This is a genomic window from Ulvibacterium sp. (genome assembly GCF_965248315.1).
Taxonomy (GTDB): Bacteria; Bacteroidota; Bacteroidia; order Flavobacteriales; family Flavobacteriaceae; genus Ulvibacterium.
Map to the genome: position 1 here is coordinate 3217199 of NZ_CBDFIX010000002.1, position 17051 is coordinate 3234249.

Here is a 17051-nt window from a genome sequence, read left to right on the forward strand (position 1 = left end):
GTGAGTAAAATCCTATAATATTTATTATTTTTATCTTACTTGTAGAATAGCCCCGATCCGTCCCGAAAATTGGACGATTTTATTTGGACAATTTACTGAACACTAAAAAACGGAATATCATGGACAGAACACTTTTCAATGCTTTGGTTTCCTATTTCCAGGCGGAAAAAATAAAAGTTTCGCATAGCGAATTGGAACTGCAACTTTTTAGTCACCCGCATACACCTTCATTATATGCAGTGTCCGAAACTTTGAACTTTCTTAAAATAAGCAACGTAGCCGCCCAAATTGATCAAAATCAAATCAATGAACTTCCCGAACACTTCTTAGCTTTCTTGGATGACCCGGAAAAAGGGCCCTATTTCTCCCATGTAAGACAAAACGGTAGTAAAGTTTATCTCAATGGGAATAAGGCGGGCATGACCAAGGAAGAATTTGAGAAGAAATGGAATGGTATCATACTCTTGGCGGAGCAAGAAAAGAACACCACGATTTCCAAAAGTAAATGGATAACTTGGTCGGCAATCCCATTGGCTTTGTTATTTACCGTTATCCTTTGGCCCAATTTTTATGCACTGGCCTTTTTTGTAATGGGCATGATAGGACTTTATATTTCCAATGAAATCTTTGAAACATCCCATGATAGAAGTACAAATTTTGGAAAGAAAATATGTGGTCAAAAGGAAGAGAGTGGTTGTAACAAAATACTCAAATCCAAAAACTACAATTTAGGCGTATTTTCGATCAACGATTTGTTATTTGCCTTCCTCTTATCCACAATGGGTCTTTTGATTTTGAATGTTGGCTTTGGCGATGCCCATCTTATCGTTTATCTGGCTGCCTTGATTGTTGTATTATCAACTATAGTAATTCAAGCTTTTGTCCTAAAGACGTGGTGTAGATTGTGTTTGCTATCCAGTAGTATTATCATCATTCAAGCATCACTGGTTCTTGGTCAGTCGTACCCCTTTAAAATAGCTTTGTCCAATGAGATGGGCTTTCTTTTAAAGGATGGGACAGTATTGGGGCTTCTTTTCATAATTACACTTTTGGTTACCCATAACTTTAGAAAGCTTAAATCACAAAATTATGCGTTAGGTCTCAAACATATAGAATTACTTCAGTTTAAGAGATCCCCGGAGACTATAAACCGAGCTTTGGTAGATACTAAGGAACTAAACAATTCGGCAGGCGCCGGGCAATTGATTTTTGGGAATTCCGAGGTTGAACCGGTAATCGTTTTGGTACTTTCTACCTCATGTGGATATTGTAAGAAGGCATTCGAAAAATTTCTTGATCTATATCACAGAAATGGACGGGAGAATAGTTTCAAATTAGTCTTGAATCATTATGATGATACCGCATCAAAACGAAATGATGTAGCAGCCACGATGATCAACTGCTACCGAACGCGTGGGGCCGATATATTCCTAAAAATGATGAACGACTGGTTTGAACATAGAAATGCCGACCAATTCTTGATGGAGCATGTCTCCGAATTTACAGGTGAAGATTATCAGATATTGGCGGAGCATAGGGAATGGTGCAAAAAGAACGAATTGTTCCATACGCCAATTTTAATTGTCAGCAATAAAGTTATTCCGCACTATTACGATGCCACCTTTTTGGATGATATTTTGGAAGCCATTGATTCTGTTCAAGACCAATCATGAAGTTTGTTCAATCATTTTGGTCCAAACCCTTTTTTGATGATACTATCAAAAACAATTGGAATTTTAGGCATCATGGAGGTTTTCCGAACCCCTTTCTATTTTGCTGTGCATGGACTTACAGTTGTCTTTCTATTAAAAAATATTATCCCAACCTTCATTTGGTCACCGATGACAAGGGTTTGGAAATTTTTCAAGACGCCCTAAAACTACCGTATACCTCCTTTTCGAATAGCCTAAATGATTTGGAGGATTATCATAAAGGAGCGTGGGCATTGGGCAAGTTATACACGTATAGGTTGCAAAAGGAACCCTTTTGTCATCTGGACGGGGATGTTTTTCTATTTGGAAAAGTGTTAGATCCAGTTCTAGAGAGTCCACTGTTTTGCCAAAGTTATGATCATGACCATTACCAATATTCGGAAATTCATCCTTATATACATCAACATTTTGAAAACGTCCCAACTGCATTTGAAGCCGAACTTTCGGATACCATCAAATATGTGAATGTAGGTATTATTGGAGGTAGTGCAATTGATTTATTTCAGGAGTATACATCAAAAGCATTTGAACTTGTTGATGAAAATCAGGATAAATTGGATGATATCAATACGGGATTGTTCAATCTGTATTACGAACAATTTCTTTTGAGTAATATGCTAAGCAACCAAAAGTTGACTTTCGCATCGCTTTATCCAAAACCGAATGATGGCAATGCTTATAACTTTGCCGCTTTTCATCATATTCCCCATAAATCCCAATACATTCATTTGATTAGTCATCTTAAAAAGACTTCCGAGTACTTGGAACAAATTGTAGCGCGTTTGAGGTTGGAATTTCCTGATTACTACGGTCGATTAAGAGATTATTACCAAAAAGAGGCAATATGAAAACACGAAAGAATTTTTTGGACTGGGCTATTGCGCAGAATCATATTTTAGAAAATGAGGTAGACCAACCTAGATTTTATTCCATTCATGAACAAAATTACATGTACGGGATTTTGGCAAGGATTACTGAAGGTAGTTTGGACGCTAAGGCTTTTGTGGAAGATTTCAAGGGTTTGGAAAATCAACGCTACCGCATTATGGACGAGCGAACGACTAAGGAAATTTATGCCGTTGCCCAAGTAGGGATAGCAATCGATTTTTGTGCCCAATCGGATACTCAAAAAAGAGAAAGCTCTTTTTCGGTCAATCCAGATCTTACCAATTATTTAGTACAAAGCGCTTTTCTATGGAATGATATTGAAAATAAAAACCCTAAGACTATTGACACCTATTATGCGATAATACCAACCTTTATTGATGTGGCCCCTAAGGAAATATGTTTAACGCAGCTAAGCGCATTGCTCTTGGATATAAAGGATTATAGGGAAGTTTTCACATACGCCGAGCTTTTTGAATTAGTAGCTGGAGCAATGGACTATGAAGAAAAGGAGCTAGACCGGCAGCTATTAGACTTCGTTACGGCCCAGGTTCTGTATTATCGGACGCTCTTGCCTATTACCAAATAAGGTCCAAAGACCGCTTTTGAGGCTTTGGACCTTATTTAAATTAAAACTTGAACGCTCTCTTAAGGGCAGCAACAAGCGCCTGGATTTACATTGGCACAATAGTAAGCACCACAATAATACTCTGGATAACAGAACCAAGCTCCTCCCTTAACCTTTTTCATTTGGGATTCTTCCATTTCCTGCTTTTTAAGATTTGTTAAGCTCAACTTTTTCATGACATATAAGATTTTGTTCCCCGCTGTTTCAAACTAGAGGCTTTGGAGATGAGGCCTTTACTTCATAAATATACTATATTTATATGTATATTCCTACAAATATAGATGTTATTACTTATTTTTAACAATTTAAAGGAATCTTTTAAAGATTCATCTAATCGATTCTTCCTTGAATTTAACACGTTTAATTATTAAAAAGTAATCCGTACTATTGTACAGAATTAGACAATAGCAGTGTTCTCATGGCCCAATCCAGGCAAACCACACTTATCCTTTTGGCTTTTTTTTCAATCTATGTTATTTGGGGCTCCACCTACCTGCTCAATAAGATAGCCGTAGCCGAATTACCACCGTTTATGCTTGCCTCGGTTCGCTTTACTATAGCCGGAATACTTGTATTTGTCATAGCTAAATGCATGGGTATCTCATTGCGCATTACCAAAAGGCAGCTTAAGAATGTAACCATTGCCGGATTCCTGTTTCTAAGTTTTGGTAATGGAATAGTAGTGTGGGCATTAAAATACGTAGATAGCGGATTTGCGGCGCTAGAAATATCGGCGCAGCCCTTGGTCATCTTATTACTTATGTGGATACTACAGGGGAAAAAAATCCAACCCATGTCCTTGGTAGGAATCATTTTAGGAATAATCGGCATTTATTTGCTGGTAAGTCAGAAAACCATCATGCAACAAGAGTATTCCTTTGTGGGCATTTGCATGATATTCGCAGCAATGTTGTCTTGGGCCTATGGCAGTCTATTCGTCGGCAGGGCGGACTTTCCTTCCAACTTTTTTGTGAATACGGGGTATCAGATGTTAATGGGCGGATTGTTATTGGCGATAATAAGCTTGGCATTTGGAGAAACTTGGAACTCCCCGATACAATGGGAAAACGATGTGCAAATTGCCATGATCCTGTTGATTGTATTTGGAAGCATCATAGCCTTTACTTCTTTTAATTACTTATTAAAAGTGGTTTCCCCTGAAAAAGTGGCTACCAACACCTATGTAAACCCTATAGTGGCCATGATCTTGGGGTGGTATATTTTGGATGAAAAAATTACACTCCAATCCATTATTGCAGCAATTGTTTTGCTAACGGGCGTTTATTTTATCAATACTAGCAAACAGAAAGTGAAGAGTCCCAATTTTTTTAGAAAAGGCTAAGCTGAAACCTGCAAACAAGTTATGGACAGTCTAGGATTTTTAAGAAAATTTTAGAATCGGATATTCTAGATAGTTAGTATCTTAAGGAAGACCTTTCAAAAGTGTACGCCATGAAATTAAAAATTGGAATCGGATTGTTGCTTCTTACCATATGGGCCTGTGGAAGTTCGTCAAAAATGACGGAACCAACAACAGAAAGTAGGAAACTGGATGAAATGATAGACCAAAAGTCTTTTGAAATTGTTTCCGAATGGGCCATGCCACAAATGACCAATAGTATGAACAGTATTAGCAATGCCGGTCTTTTTCCACCGGGAAGTGCAGGAAGCCGTATAACCCTTATTGGAAATCCTAATTATTTGCGGGTTTTTGGAGATAGTGTTTCCGCTCATTTACCATATTATGGGGAACGGCAAATGGGAGGGGGATATAACAGTACCACCACTGCCATAAAATTTAAAGGAATCCCTAAAGATTTTGAAATAACCAAGGACACGAAAGATCAAAGCTATGTGGTCCATTTTGAAATTAACGATAAGACGGAAAACTACAATGTAAACCTAAAACTGTTTCCAAATTTGAAGGGCAATATAAACGTTAACAGCTCCCAGCGATTTCAGATTCGTTATAGTGGTGATGTCGCCGCCATTGCCGAGGAATAATTCGTCTTTTTTGGACGTAGATATAGCACGGTAAACCATGTAATAGGTTTTCCTTCTGGGTTTTCAAAATTTTCTATACAACTTTTTGGTTTTGGTATTGGCAAGGGCCAATACAGCAAATTAAAAATAGACTAATGCTATTCGAGGGGTATTTCTATCCATTAAACTACTCTAAAATTCCGTTCAAAGCCATCAAAAAAAGTACCCAGTTACTTCTGGACCTTCAAGAAATGGACTGTATTTAAGAATCCGTAAAATGTATACGTCATTCCGTAAAATGTTTCTTTTTTGAAATATTTGTGTCCCTAATTTTGGCATCACAATCCAAAAGAAATAAAACTGATAGTGATGAAAAAGGTAATTCTAATAACCGGGGCATCTTCAGGAATAGGCAAAAATGCCGCTTTGCACTTAGTTAAGGAAGGACATATTGTGTATGGGGCAGCGCGACGTATGGACCCTATGAAGGATATTGAAAATGCCGGTGGTCGCACCATTCAAATGGACATAACAGACAGTACGCAAGTAAAGGGAGCGGTGGCCCAAATTATAAAAGAAGAAGGAAGGATAGATGTGCTATTCAACAATGCCGGATATGCAGTATACGGTGCGGTGGAAACCGTTTCCCTGGAGGATGCAAAAAGGCAATTTGATGTAAATTTATTTGGATTGGCTAATATAACTAAAGAGGTAGTGCCCATTATGCGTGAACAGGGCAGTGGACTTATCATCAACACTTCCTCCATGGGCGGAAAAATGTATACCCCTTTGGGAGCTTGGTATCATGCGACGAAACACGCTCTGGAAGGCTGGAGTGACTGTCTCCGTTTGGAATTGGGCCAATTCAATATCAATGTGGTGATTATAGAACCAGGCGCCATTAATACAGAATTCGGTGAGGTAATGTACCAACCTATGGTAGAACGTGCCCATGGAACGCCTTACGAAACCATGAGTAACAAATTGGCCAAGGCTACTATGGATATGTATGAAAAAGGAGGCGGTTCGTCACCATCCGTAATTACCGAACTAGTCTCGGAAGCCATTAAAGCCAAAAAACCAAAAACACGATATAGAGCAGGAAAATTTGCAAAGCCCATGGTTTGGATACGTACGTATCTAGGTGACAGAATTTTTGATAAAGTAGTTCTTAGTCAAATAAAATAAGAGGAAGACCGAGCCGCGCCTTTACCCATAAAATTTACTATTTTCAAGCAATGAACAACATCGTTACCATTAGTTCCATTACTCAGGCCCATCAACTATTGGGTTTACATCCCCCAAAGCATCCATTGGTTTCTTTGATCAACATCAAGGACTTTCCCTTGGATGCGGACTTTGGGGACGTACGGTTTATGTTGGAACTGTATATGGTATCCCTAAAAGACGGTGTTTCGGGTTCCATGGGATATGGAAGAAATTCCTATGATTTCACCAACGGAACAATGGTTTTCAGCAAACCCGATCAGGTTTTATTCACGGAATCCAAGGAAATTGAAGCCGATGCCAAAGGGTGGATGCTTTTGTTTCATCCGGACTTCATTCGGAAATCCGAACTTGGCAAACAAATGGATACCTATTCCTATTTTTCATATGATGTGCATGAAGCGTTGCATTTATCCGAAGATGAAAAATCGACTTTAACGGATTTGGTGCGCAAAATTGAAATGGAGTATAATCAAAACATCGATAAGCACAGTCAAAAATTGATGATCTCCAATATTGGTTTACTGCTTGATTATTGCACACGCTACTACGATCGTCAATTCTATATACGTACAAATCTGAATCAGGACCTAATTTCCAATTTTGATCATCTTTTGAAGGACTATTTTAATAGTGAAAAACCTATGGAATTGGGTCTCCCAACAGTACAGTACTGTGGAATGCAGTTGCACATGTCCCCAAATTATTTAAGTGATCTGCTAAAAAAAGAAACGGGCAAAACAGCCAGGGACCATATCCATTCCTATATGATCAATAGAGCAAAAAACAAATTGTTGGGAACAACAGAATCCATAAGTGAAATTGCGTTTGACCTAGGGTTCGATTATCCTCAGCATTTTAGCAAGCTCTTCAAAAAGAAAACAGGAATGAGTCCCGCAAAATATAGAACCCTGAATTAACCAACGTTGTCTTATTCAAGTCTCGACATAAAAGTCAAATCATAATGTATTTTCAAAAAATAATGCACCACTGAAAACACTATTAAATTACCTGAAAAAAATGTTACTATTCCTAGGAATCCTAATTATAACCCTCATTCTCGGTTATATTGCTTTTGTTACCTTTTATCCCTCCTTTGGAGGAGATGTATCCCCAGCGTTACAAAAAGAATACGAAAAATCGAAAAATTTCAAAAATGGGCAGTTTGTCAACAAAAAAGAAGTTCCGGAGGATCTAACCTTTATGGAAACCCTGAAATTAGCACGAAAATTTTTCTTTACTAAAGTTCCCAATGGTAGTCCTAAGCAAGATATATCGGTTAAAAAGGTAGATTCCACGGATATTGCAGAGTATAGCGATAGCACACGTCTAATTTGGTTCGGGCATTCGGCATTTCTTCTGCAAATAGATACTAGGACTATTTTGATAGATCCTATGTTCGGTAAGGTGGCCGCGCCACATGATTGGTTGGGAACGAATCGATTTAATTCTGAAATGCCCATTGAAATTGAAAGATTACCCAAAATAGATGCAGTGCTCATTTCCCATGACCATTACGACCATTTGGATTACAAGTCCATTAAAAAGCTAAAAGACAAGGTAGAGATGTTTTATACGCCTCTTGGGGTCGGGGTACATCTTGAAGCTTGGGGCATAGAAAAAGAGCGCATTTCCGAACTTGATTGGTGGCAAGATGTTACATTTAAGGAATTAAAATTCACATGTACCCCGGCGCAGCATTTTTCCGGAAGAAAATTCAACAATCGCCAAAGTACGCTATGGAGTTCATGGGTAATCCAATCACGTTTCGAATCAATTTTTTTCAGCGGCGATAGTGGCTATGGCCCACATTTTAAGGAAATTGGAAAGGCTTTTGGGCCATTTGATTTTGCTATGGTAGAGTGTGGCCAATACAATAAAATGTGGCCGGATATCCATATGTTTCCCGAAGAAACAGCTCAAGTAGGGGTAGATTTGGATGCCAAGTTGGTTATGCCCATTCACTGGGGTGCCTTTAAATTGGCCTTACATGATTGGACAGATCCTGTTGAAAGGGTAGTTAAAAAAGCCAAGGAATTGGATGTGGATTTGGTTACCCCTCAAATTGGTGAATCAATTCTCTTAGGGAACTCGGATAGTTCGCCCAATTGGTGGAAGGAATAATAATGAAGTCCGATTTGGTCTCTATTTCTTCTAAAAACTAAAGCATTTTATATTTTGAATGGATTACAATCTGGATTTCTCGGTATCCGCCCCGCTCCTTGTATTTGCATTTTTAACTTTTCTGTTTCCAAAGGGGTAGGTGTAACTAATTCGATAAATTCGCGAAAAACCCGATTCAGGACTATACTTTACCTTGAATTCATCTCCAAAAGCCTCTCTGGTTAGCGAGCCCACCTGTGAACCAATGTCAACACTCTCAAAAATATCCGTTATGGAGAATTGTAAACTGCTTCCGTTTTTAAAATCTTTCTTTATACCTGCATTGAGACTTCCAAATCCACTTATTTTTGTGCTACCGTTGAAATGTTCAGAAGTGTACCAGCCAGAAATTTCCAAGGAGAGATTTAGCGGTAATGACATGGTCTGGGTTCCATTAAAATTGTAATGTAGGTAACTGTGTTCAACCTTTTCGTCGGTATGCAATAATTTAAATTGTCTCATACCGGTAGTACCATTCAAATTAAGGCTCCACCAATGGTTTATCCGTATGGGTATATTGGTCTGAAAATCTATACTTCGTTGATAATCCACATTTACGGGTGCTATTACGGCAACATTACTTAAGGAGTTTCGAGTTATCTGAAAGCGCGCAATAGGATTCCTCTCATGAGTCGCCAACAAAGAAAGACTAAAGGACTTATTGTTATAAGCAAGGCTAATGTTATCGGTTATTGCCGGAAGAAGTTGTGGATTTCCACTAAACACCGATGTTGGTCCGTTGTAAATTAGAAAAGATGCCAAATCCGAATAATTAGGTCGTGTTATACGTTTGGTATATGCAAGATTCAATGCTGTTGTATCAGAAAATGAATGTGTAAGAAATACAGATGGGAACAGTTTGCCAAAACTGCGATTTAGACTGGCATCATCAAAATCTTGAGCCCAATACTCATAGCGTAGGCCCAACTGCATTTTCAGTTTTTCACTCATCGTGTAATCCGAGAGAGCATATAAAGCCCCTATTTTTTCTTCATTTTCAATAGTACTGATAAATCGTTCATCGGAAACAAAAACCCCTTCCTCCAAAATTTCAATTCGGGCATTGTTTACCGTTTTTGAAAGGGAACCCTTAAGGCCGGCATCAACAGAAAGATATTCGCCAAGTTTGTAGTGTTGGTCCAATTTCAATACCCCTACATTGATATCGGTTTCGTTGAACCCGCGATTTCCCAGATTATAGATTTCACTATCGGGCTGAAAGGAATCACCGTTCTCATCAAAATAGGAGCTATTTACCACATTGGGATTCTGATTATTGTAATTGATATAGTCCGCCGTAAGCGTAAACTTTTGGGTCTCATTTCCGGTTTCAAAATAAGCAGATGTGCTAAGGTTTTTCCAGTTACCATCCCCGTTCAGATGTATTCTTGCTTCCAGGAAGGGTGCATTGCTAAAATCATATAGGCCTCGATTACGGGTGGACACCATGGGACTTGATATGTTATACAGTATGTTCGCGCCGAAATTGGAGTTTTTTGATAGTTGGTAGTCATAACCCAGATTAATATTATGGCTCCGGTCCATACGTTGGGTGGCGCTCGAAAAATTGATAAAAGTATCCCCTCCCAATACCGGTAATTGGGTAACGCCCATCGCCTGAAATCCACTATACGAATCATCATACGAAAACGTATACGAGCCCAATAGGGTAGTGCGCTCCGATCCATAATTTAAAGAGATACTAGTGGTTTGTTTGGGTCCTTCACCATAGCCAGCACTAAGGCCAAGATTGCCCCGTATACCGAAGGTTTCATTTTGGGCCAATACAATGTTGATGATCCCTGCGTTGCCATCCACATCATGGCGTGCGGAGGGATTGGTAAGCAATTCTATTTTTTCAATGGTATCGGCGGTCATTCCACTTAACATGGCCATTAGGTCTGCAGTAGGAATACGTTGTGGTTTTCCATTGATCATAATCAAGACCCCGCTTCTACCGTTCAAGGAAAAACTATTGTTGCGTTGATCCAGCACTACTCCCGGAGAACGTTCCAATAACTGCAAGGCCGTACTGCCCCTGGTGAGAATACTTTGTTGTAAGTTGATGATGGTCCCTTCTTGGGTGCGTTGGATCAGCTTCTTTCTTCCGGTCACGGCGACCCCCTCAAGAGCGGTAACCGACTCTTTCAATGTAATGGGGGGAAAGGCTTTCTTAAAGGGAGTGCCGGAAATCTCAAAAGGTTTGGAATTCCAAGTGGTAAAGGACAAAAGGCTAATTTGTAGTGTGTAATGACTACTCTCCGAAAAATCAATTTCAAAGATACCATCCTCATCGGTAGTGGCACCTGCCCGTAATTCATTACTTAAGGTATCGATCAATATTACATTGGCGTAGGCCAATGTATTTCCTGATTCGTCCAATACCGAACCCGAAATCTGTCCAATGGCCATTTGAGCATATCCTAAAAAAAGTAACAAAAGCGTTCCGCTTACTTTCATATCTTGTATTTTGGCTACAAGTAGCCAAAATCAAAAGGGTTATGAAAAAGAGAATGACCATAGGCAGCCATATATTTACCACGTGCTTTATTTGTATGGATTTATGTTCATTTTAAATGGATAGGCCATAAAATGTCTCTTGTCAATTAAATACTACCTGATATCAAGTTAAAGAGGGTCTTTTTTGAAAACAAGAGCAGTGATCGTATCTTGACAAAAGTATAGTTGTAAAAATTTAAAGTCATGTCGACCAACACTCCAATGTCGGTTTTAGCCTTTTTGGAACGTTATAAAATACACCATATCCTATTCTGGGCCGGGTACCATTTTACTTGGTGGACTATTTTTTCTGGCGATGTTACAGAAGTATTTGAATCGGTAACCAAGCCCCATGGAATAGTCAAATACTTGGGTTACGTTGTTTATCAGGCCTTGGGAGTCTATTTCTGTCTATATGTACTTATCCCAAGATTTCTTCAAAAAGGAAGGTATGTCCTTTTCCTAACATCTACTCTTGCTACCATACTGGCAATGACAGCACTTATTACAGTAAACTATTTCGTTGTTGGGGCGGTAGCCAATATGTCGGTCTATGACCTTTACAATTTTTCACCGAGAAGTCCTTTGACCATTTTTAAACATAATGCCTTGCCTTCCTGTGTTGGAGCCATGACTTTAGGTATGAGCATAAAACTGACGAAGAATTGGGTAGCTTCGCAAAAAAGGCAGCAAGCATTGGAAAAAGAGAAATTAGAAACCGAACTTAAGTTTTTAAAATCGCAATTCAATCCTCACTTTCTATTCAACACCATCAATTCTATTTTTGTGCTTATCAATAAAAACCCGGAAATGGCTTCGGAATCCTTGATCAAGTTTTCAAGTTTGTTGCGGTACCAACTCTATGAATGCAATAGTGCTAAGATTCCCTTAAAGAATGAATTGGCCTATATTGAGAGTTTTATGGAACTGGAAAGCTTGCGCCAAAATCAAAACTTTGAGTTGAAGGTCCACTTACCTAAAGTAATAGAGGGGCTGACCATTGCCCCTTTTATTCTTATTCCTTTCATTGAAAATGCCTTTAAGCATTTATCCGAAGATCGAAAACTTAAGAAATGGATTAACTTGAATATCCAATTGCAAGGGGATGAACTAGTATTTGAATTGGCAAACAGTGCCAATTTTGAGTTGCAACATTCACTTCCAGAGGGAGTTGTATATGGTGGTTTGGGCCTTAGAAATGTAAAACGACGATTGGTCATTATTTACCCCGAGGATCATACTTTGATAGTGACCAAAGGAGAAGATATGCATACCGTAAAATTACAGTTGAAATTGCAAAAGGAAATCCAGGAAGCGTTAAAAAAAGTAGGTGGATGATCAACTGTATTGTAATCGATGATGAACCCTTGGCCCGGGAATGTATCACCAATTATATTGGTCAGGTAGATTTTATGAATTGTATAGGAACGGGTATTTCTGCCTTGGATATTCCCCGTCTGTTGGGAGAGAACACCGTTGACCTATTATTCTTGGATGTGCAAATGCCCTTGATGAACGGTTTGGAGTATTTGAAGTCCAATCCCAAACCTCCAATGACCATCTTAACCACTGCCTTTCCAAATTATGCCATTGAAGGGTTTGACCTAAATGTTCTGGATTATCTTTTAAAACCTGTTTCCTTTAATCGTTTTTTTACAGCGGCAACCAAGGCCAAGCAGCAGATAGGACTCTTAGAAAAGCAATATACCCAGGTTGGTAGAGCCGAAGAACGAAGCTGTTTTTTTATTAAGTGCGATGGAAAATACGAGCGGATATATCATGATGAAATCCTCTTTGTACAGGCTATGCAGAATTATGTAATCATCCAGACCTTACAACGTAAATATGTGAGCCTATTATTTCTAAAGAACGTACAGGAGAAATTGAATCCGACCGCTTTTTTACGGGTACATAAATCCTATATCGTGGCGGTAGATAAAATTGATGGAGTGGCCCAGCACGAGATTCAGATCCGTTCCCACACCATACCGTTAAGCCGTAATTATAAAAAAGAAGTCCTTCCCAAAATTTTAGGGAACAATCTTTGGGATGGCAAATGAGCTTCGAAAGCTAGTCTTTAATGGATTTACTTAAAATCATCTTCAAGAGCTACCGTATGGCCGGATAAGTCGGTAAGTTTTGTGTATGAGACCTCTCCGGCCCCCAAAAACCGATACCGAATACCTACAATGGTACCCAACGATTCATGGTACTCGCCTATAAACAACTGCTCATTTTCCAAAAACACCCTAAGCTGTTTATTCCTTACTTCGATTTTAAAGTTTTGAGTATCGGACAAATCAACACCCAGACCGGATAAGTCGTGTTCCTTACCGCTAATATATACATCGCTCATCATAACCCCAACTTCCGAAACACAACCGGGAATGGAAAATTCAACGATCATCGCGCTCTTTGTCCCTAAAATTACAATAGCGGCCTTCTGACAAACGGCCCACTTCTCCCGATACGTATTTCTAATGGAAGTGGTAAGGACAAAGTTATCTCCGGAAACTGTAGCAAAATCATCTACCATATGATAGGTGCTGAAAAATGGCTGTTCACTTGATGCTATTTCCTCAAGTATGGATTGGGAAAAGGACAGCGTACCTTTCCTTATCCTATCTTCAGGGACGTATTTAGGAATTGGAGAATAATCCAAGGTACCCAACCAACCTTCCGTTTTAATAAAAAGGTCGTGTTGTTTAAGAACCGTTCCATCCACCAAGAGTTTAGCCCGGAAATATCCTGGAAAATAGTATTGGCCCGTAGCTTGTTTCTGCCCTGATTTTAAACCAATAGTTTTCGTCGGATCCCAATATTGCTGTATATGGATACTATCCGACCGGATTCCATCAAGATCAAGGTCAAAAACTACGGAGTTGGGCAGACCACTGGTTATGGGTCTACTGCTAAATCCTATTTTTGAAATGTCTACGGCATCCGCACCATTTTTTGATCCAGTTAAGGAATACAAGGAAATGAAAACAAGGGTCATTGCAGAGGCTCCTAACATGATAATTCCCAAGTTTGGGCTCAATTTTTGGGATAACCAGGATGGTTTCTTTACGGCATGGGAATTCTTAAAATCCCTCCAATTTTGGTATCCCGCAAATTGGGCCAGCGTATTTAAAGTGGTAATGCTGGGAGCACTTTGATAATTCACTCGGCCCCAAACCCTCTTCAAAGTAGTTGGGCTTAACAGGACCTGTGTGCGTTTTTGAATTTGTTCACTCAGTTCAACGAACATATCATTGTGCCACTCGCTGGAAGTGCCCCAACCCAGATTGTCTTCAATCCGTCGTAAACATTGTTGTACCAATTTGTATTCCGGAAACATCAGTATAGCCTATGCTACAAAGATCACAAAAAAATAAGATCTGAATAGGAATGAACCAACTTGAACCAATTTGTTTTCCACATATTGACCGGGTTATGGAATTTCGAAAAATAAAATTTAAATCAAATGATGAAAAGACTATGTAGTATCGGTATCATGTTAAGTAGTATTACTTTTGGATTGGCGCAGAAAGCAATTCCCTTGGACACGGTTCATTGGGATATCAATGCGAAATCCTACGTACTTGAGAATTTTAAAGGACAGGAAGCCATTTATCTTAAGGATGGGGAAATAGCCTTAAAGGATGTTCTTTTTTTGAACGGCACTATTGAATATGACATTTTTTTAAAGAAAGCACCCGCATTTCCAGGAATCTATTTTAGGATTAACGATTCTGATGCCGAACATTTTTATTTACGCCCTCACCAATCGGGTAATCCAGATGCCAATCAAGCCATCCCTTCGACGAAAGGAATTACACCATGGCAACTTTATTTTGGTCCCAGATATTCCTTTCCCTATGAGTATACTTATGATGATTGGACCCATGTTAAAATAGTGGTCGATGGAAATAGGGCACAGGTGTATTTGAACCATGCAAAACGGCCAAATCTGTCCTGGAATCTTTTCCATGAAGCCAAAGAAGGTGGAATCCGACTTACGGGCGGTGGAGCAAAGGCCCTTCATATTGCCAATATTACCATAAACAAGGAGGACTACGAAATTAAGGACTTCAAACCGATTGAAAGAAAACCGATCGAAGGGTTAGTTCCACAATGGGAACTATCGGATAAATTCGAGGAAAAATTAATAAAAGAACATACAGGGCTTAAAACTGTAATCAACAGCAGAACTTGGGGCAAAAAAATCAATGTAGAGGAAGGTACCGCTGCCAACATATCCAGACAGGTACAATTGTACGATGATGGACCTGGGAATACGGTATTTGCTAAAATCACCGTTACCTCGGACAAGGATCAAACCAAACTTTTCGAATTTGGATATAGTGATAGGGCCGTGGTTATTTTAAACGAACAACCTATATACAGGGGCACCAACAGATTTCGATCTAGAGACTACCGTTATTTGGGCACAGTTGGTCTGTTCGATGCCGTTTATCTCGATCTTAAAAAAGGAAAAAACACACTTTTAGTAGCCGTATCCGAAGATTTTGGAGGATGGTTGGTAACGGGAAGATTTTCCGATCCTTCCGGGATTAAAATACGATAAGCACTACACTACGTAAAGACTCAAAAATATAGGCCGATGAAAAAAGTTATTTCAAGATACATGTTCGTTACTCTTGCGTTGGGACTCCTTGGAGCGAACGCTCAAGATATGTTAGTGGCGACAAAAGTTAGTCAAAGGGCAAGTATTACACAACGCATCGGTACAACCGACATCACTGTGGTATACCACAGCCCCTTGGCAAAAGGACGGGAAGTTTTTGGGGGAATCGTTCCGTATGACTTTGTTGTTGACGGAATAGAATATCCGTGGCGGGCAGGCTCAAATGAAAATACTACCATAGTGTTTACCCATGACGTCATGATTCAAGGGCGGCCATTGCCCAAAGGAAAATATGGTCTACATATTTTTGTCACAAAAAATGAATGGATTTACATATTCTCCAAAAATGCAAAAAGTTGGGGTAGTTTTAGTTATAAAAAAGAAGAAGACGCCTTGCGCGTAACCGCGATTCCAAAAAAAGCACCTTATCAGGAATGGTTGAGCTATGACTTTGTATCCCGTGAACCAGAATCGGCCATCTTGGAACTGCATTGGACGGATATAAAATGTGGCATTCAAATTTCGGTTGATGTAACGGCCAACGTCTTAATGGACTTGAAAAACAAAGAGGAAAAGACTGTGGACGATTATATTAAAATCGCGCAACTTACGATTACCCAAAATCCAAAAGATTTGGATAAGGCCTTGGGCTATGTGGAAAAATCAATGGACATCAAAGAGGAGTTTCGAAATACAATGCTGAAATCAGAATTATTGGAAAAAAAGGGTAGGGTAAAAGAGAGCCAAAAGTACAAAGAAGAAGCAACTGCCTTAGGTGAGGGGTTCCCATATTTTTACTATTATCCACTTAGCTTTATGCTTCTGGAAGGAGACAGGGAGAAAACCTATAACCTCTTATCTGCAATGCTGAAAAAAGAGCCCAACAATTATGTCGCCCATTTGGCCATGGGTGAATATTACATAAAGGATAAGAACCAGGAAAAAGCTACCTTTCACTTTGGCAAGGCTTATGAATACGCCGGAGAAAAATCCAAACCCTATACCCGTTATATGTACTTATCCAATAAAGTGATATTAGACAATAAATAATGGAAATATCAAACGAATAAATTGTTTCATTGAACCCTCCAAACCTCACTTCGCGGTACCCTTTCTTTGGGATAATCAGTTGTTTTTTGTAGAGGCCCAATAATCTCCATCCATCATGGAAAAACACTAGCCATGACCTCTTTAGGCCAGTCATTCTTCTTTTTGAAAAGTCTTGGACGATACTTAAAGGCTTGCCGAATCATTTGTTTCCTTTTAGCTTCTTTTTGAATCGTTAAGCTTTGATCGTACAGTTCACTACATAGATTGTCCAACT

General features: G+C 39.2%; 15 protein-coding genes. 12 read left to right on the top strand and 3 right to left on the bottom strand.

Annotated features, from left to right (window positions below):
• Nucleotides 1–119: 119 nt before the first annotated feature.
• The 3 genes from ACP2AF_RS15405 to ACP2AF_RS15415 are packed head-to-tail and all read left to right on the top strand — an operon-like array spanning nucleotide 120 to nucleotide 3186.
• Entirely contained in the window at nucleotides 120–1673 is a 1554-nt protein-coding gene (locus ACP2AF_RS15405; protein ID WP_425237040.1) for a vitamin K epoxide reductase family protein, read from the top strand.
• Nucleotides 1670–2560, top strand: a complete 891-nt coding sequence (locus ACP2AF_RS15410) for a DUF6734 family protein (RefSeq protein ID WP_425237041.1) — start codon at nucleotides 1670–1672, stop codon at nucleotides 2558–2560. The genes ACP2AF_RS15405 and ACP2AF_RS15410 overlap by 4 nt, the downstream gene beginning before the upstream one ends.
• On the top strand, nucleotides 2557–3186 hold the full coding sequence (locus ACP2AF_RS15415) for a hypothetical protein (RefSeq protein WP_425237042.1): 630 nt from the start codon (nucleotides 2557–2559) through the stop codon (nucleotides 3184–3186). The genes ACP2AF_RS15410 and ACP2AF_RS15415 overlap by 4 nt, the downstream gene beginning before the upstream one ends.
• A gap of 59 nt (nucleotides 3187–3245) precedes the next feature.
• Here the strand turns inward: ACP2AF_RS15415 and ACP2AF_RS15420 are convergent, their stop codons facing one another.
• On the bottom strand, nucleotides 3246–3401 hold the full coding sequence (locus tag ACP2AF_RS15420) for a TIGR04149 family rSAM-modified RiPP (protein ID WP_120711280.1): 156 nt from the start codon (nucleotides 3399–3401) through the stop codon (nucleotides 3246–3248).
• Nucleotides 3402–3643: 242 nt separating this feature from the next.
• Between ACP2AF_RS15420 and ACP2AF_RS15425 the strand changes: the two genes are divergently transcribed.
• The 5 genes from ACP2AF_RS15425 to ACP2AF_RS15445 all read left to right on the top strand — a co-directional run bounded on the left by ACP2AF_RS15425 (nucleotide 3644) and on the right by ACP2AF_RS15445 (nucleotide 8559).
• Entirely contained in the window at nucleotides 3644–4567 is a 924-nt protein-coding gene (locus tag ACP2AF_RS15425) for an EamA family transporter (RefSeq protein ID WP_425237043.1), read from the top strand.
• A 110-nt stretch (nucleotides 4568–4677) separates the two neighbouring features.
• Nucleotides 4678–5229 (top strand): DUF4251 domain-containing protein, encoded by a 552-nt coding sequence (locus ACP2AF_RS15430; protein WP_425237044.1) that lies wholly within the window; start codon nucleotides 4678–4680, stop codon nucleotides 5227–5229.
• A gap of 348 nt (nucleotides 5230–5577) precedes the next feature.
• Nucleotides 5578–6396, top strand: coding sequence for an oxidoreductase (locus ACP2AF_RS15435; RefSeq protein ID WP_425237045.1), 819 nt, complete (start codon nucleotides 5578–5580; stop codon nucleotides 6394–6396).
• A 50-nt stretch (nucleotides 6397–6446) separates the two neighbouring features.
• Nucleotides 6447–7355, top strand: a complete 909-nt coding sequence (locus ACP2AF_RS15440; protein ID WP_425237046.1) for a helix-turn-helix domain-containing protein — start codon at nucleotides 6447–6449, stop codon at nucleotides 7353–7355.
• A gap of 100 nt (nucleotides 7356–7455) precedes the next feature.
• Nucleotides 7456–8559 (top strand): MBL fold metallo-hydrolase, encoded by a 1104-nt coding sequence (locus ACP2AF_RS15445; protein WP_425237047.1) that lies wholly within the window; start codon nucleotides 7456–7458, stop codon nucleotides 8557–8559.
• A 63-nt stretch (nucleotides 8560–8622) separates the two neighbouring features.
• On the opposite strand, the gene ACP2AF_RS15450 is transcribed toward ACP2AF_RS15445, so the two are convergent.
• A complete protein-coding gene (locus ACP2AF_RS15450; protein WP_425237048.1) occupies nucleotides 8623–11058 on the bottom strand; it encodes a TonB-dependent receptor domain-containing protein in 2436 nt (811 codons plus the stop codon).
• A 243-nt stretch (nucleotides 11059–11301) separates the two neighbouring features.
• Between ACP2AF_RS15450 and ACP2AF_RS15455 the strand changes: the two genes are divergently transcribed.
• Together ACP2AF_RS15455 and ACP2AF_RS15460 are read left to right on the top strand one after the other, a co-directional pair.
• Nucleotides 11302–12435 (top strand): sensor histidine kinase, encoded by a 1134-nt coding sequence (locus ACP2AF_RS15455; protein WP_425237049.1) that lies wholly within the window; start codon nucleotides 11302–11304, stop codon nucleotides 12433–12435.
• Nucleotides 12432–13157, top strand: coding sequence for a LytR/AlgR family response regulator transcription factor (locus ACP2AF_RS15460; RefSeq protein WP_425237050.1), 726 nt, complete (start codon nucleotides 12432–12434; stop codon nucleotides 13155–13157). The genes ACP2AF_RS15455 and ACP2AF_RS15460 overlap by 4 nt, the downstream gene beginning before the upstream one ends.
• Nucleotides 13158–13183: 26 nt before the next feature.
• Here ACP2AF_RS15460 and ACP2AF_RS15465 read toward each other — a convergent pair whose 3' ends face one another.
• The gene (locus ACP2AF_RS15465) at nucleotides 13184–14437 is read right to left on the bottom strand and encodes a hypothetical protein (protein ID WP_425237051.1); all 1254 of its coding nucleotides are present in this window, start codon (nucleotides 14435–14437) and stop codon (nucleotides 13184–13186) included.
• A gap of 126 nt (nucleotides 14438–14563) precedes the next feature.
• On the opposite strand from ACP2AF_RS15465, the gene ACP2AF_RS15470 reads away from it, so the two are divergent.
• Together ACP2AF_RS15470 and ACP2AF_RS15475 are read left to right on the top strand one after the other, a co-directional pair.
• Nucleotides 14564–15667, top strand: a complete 1104-nt coding sequence (locus ACP2AF_RS15470) for a hypothetical protein (RefSeq protein ID WP_425237052.1) — start codon at nucleotides 14564–14566, stop codon at nucleotides 15665–15667.
• Between the two features lie 36 nt (nucleotides 15668–15703).
• Nucleotides 15704–16777, top strand: coding sequence for a DUF2911 domain-containing protein (locus tag ACP2AF_RS15475; protein WP_425237053.1), 1074 nt, complete (start codon nucleotides 15704–15706; stop codon nucleotides 16775–16777).
• Nucleotides 16778–17051: the final 274 nt, after the last annotated feature.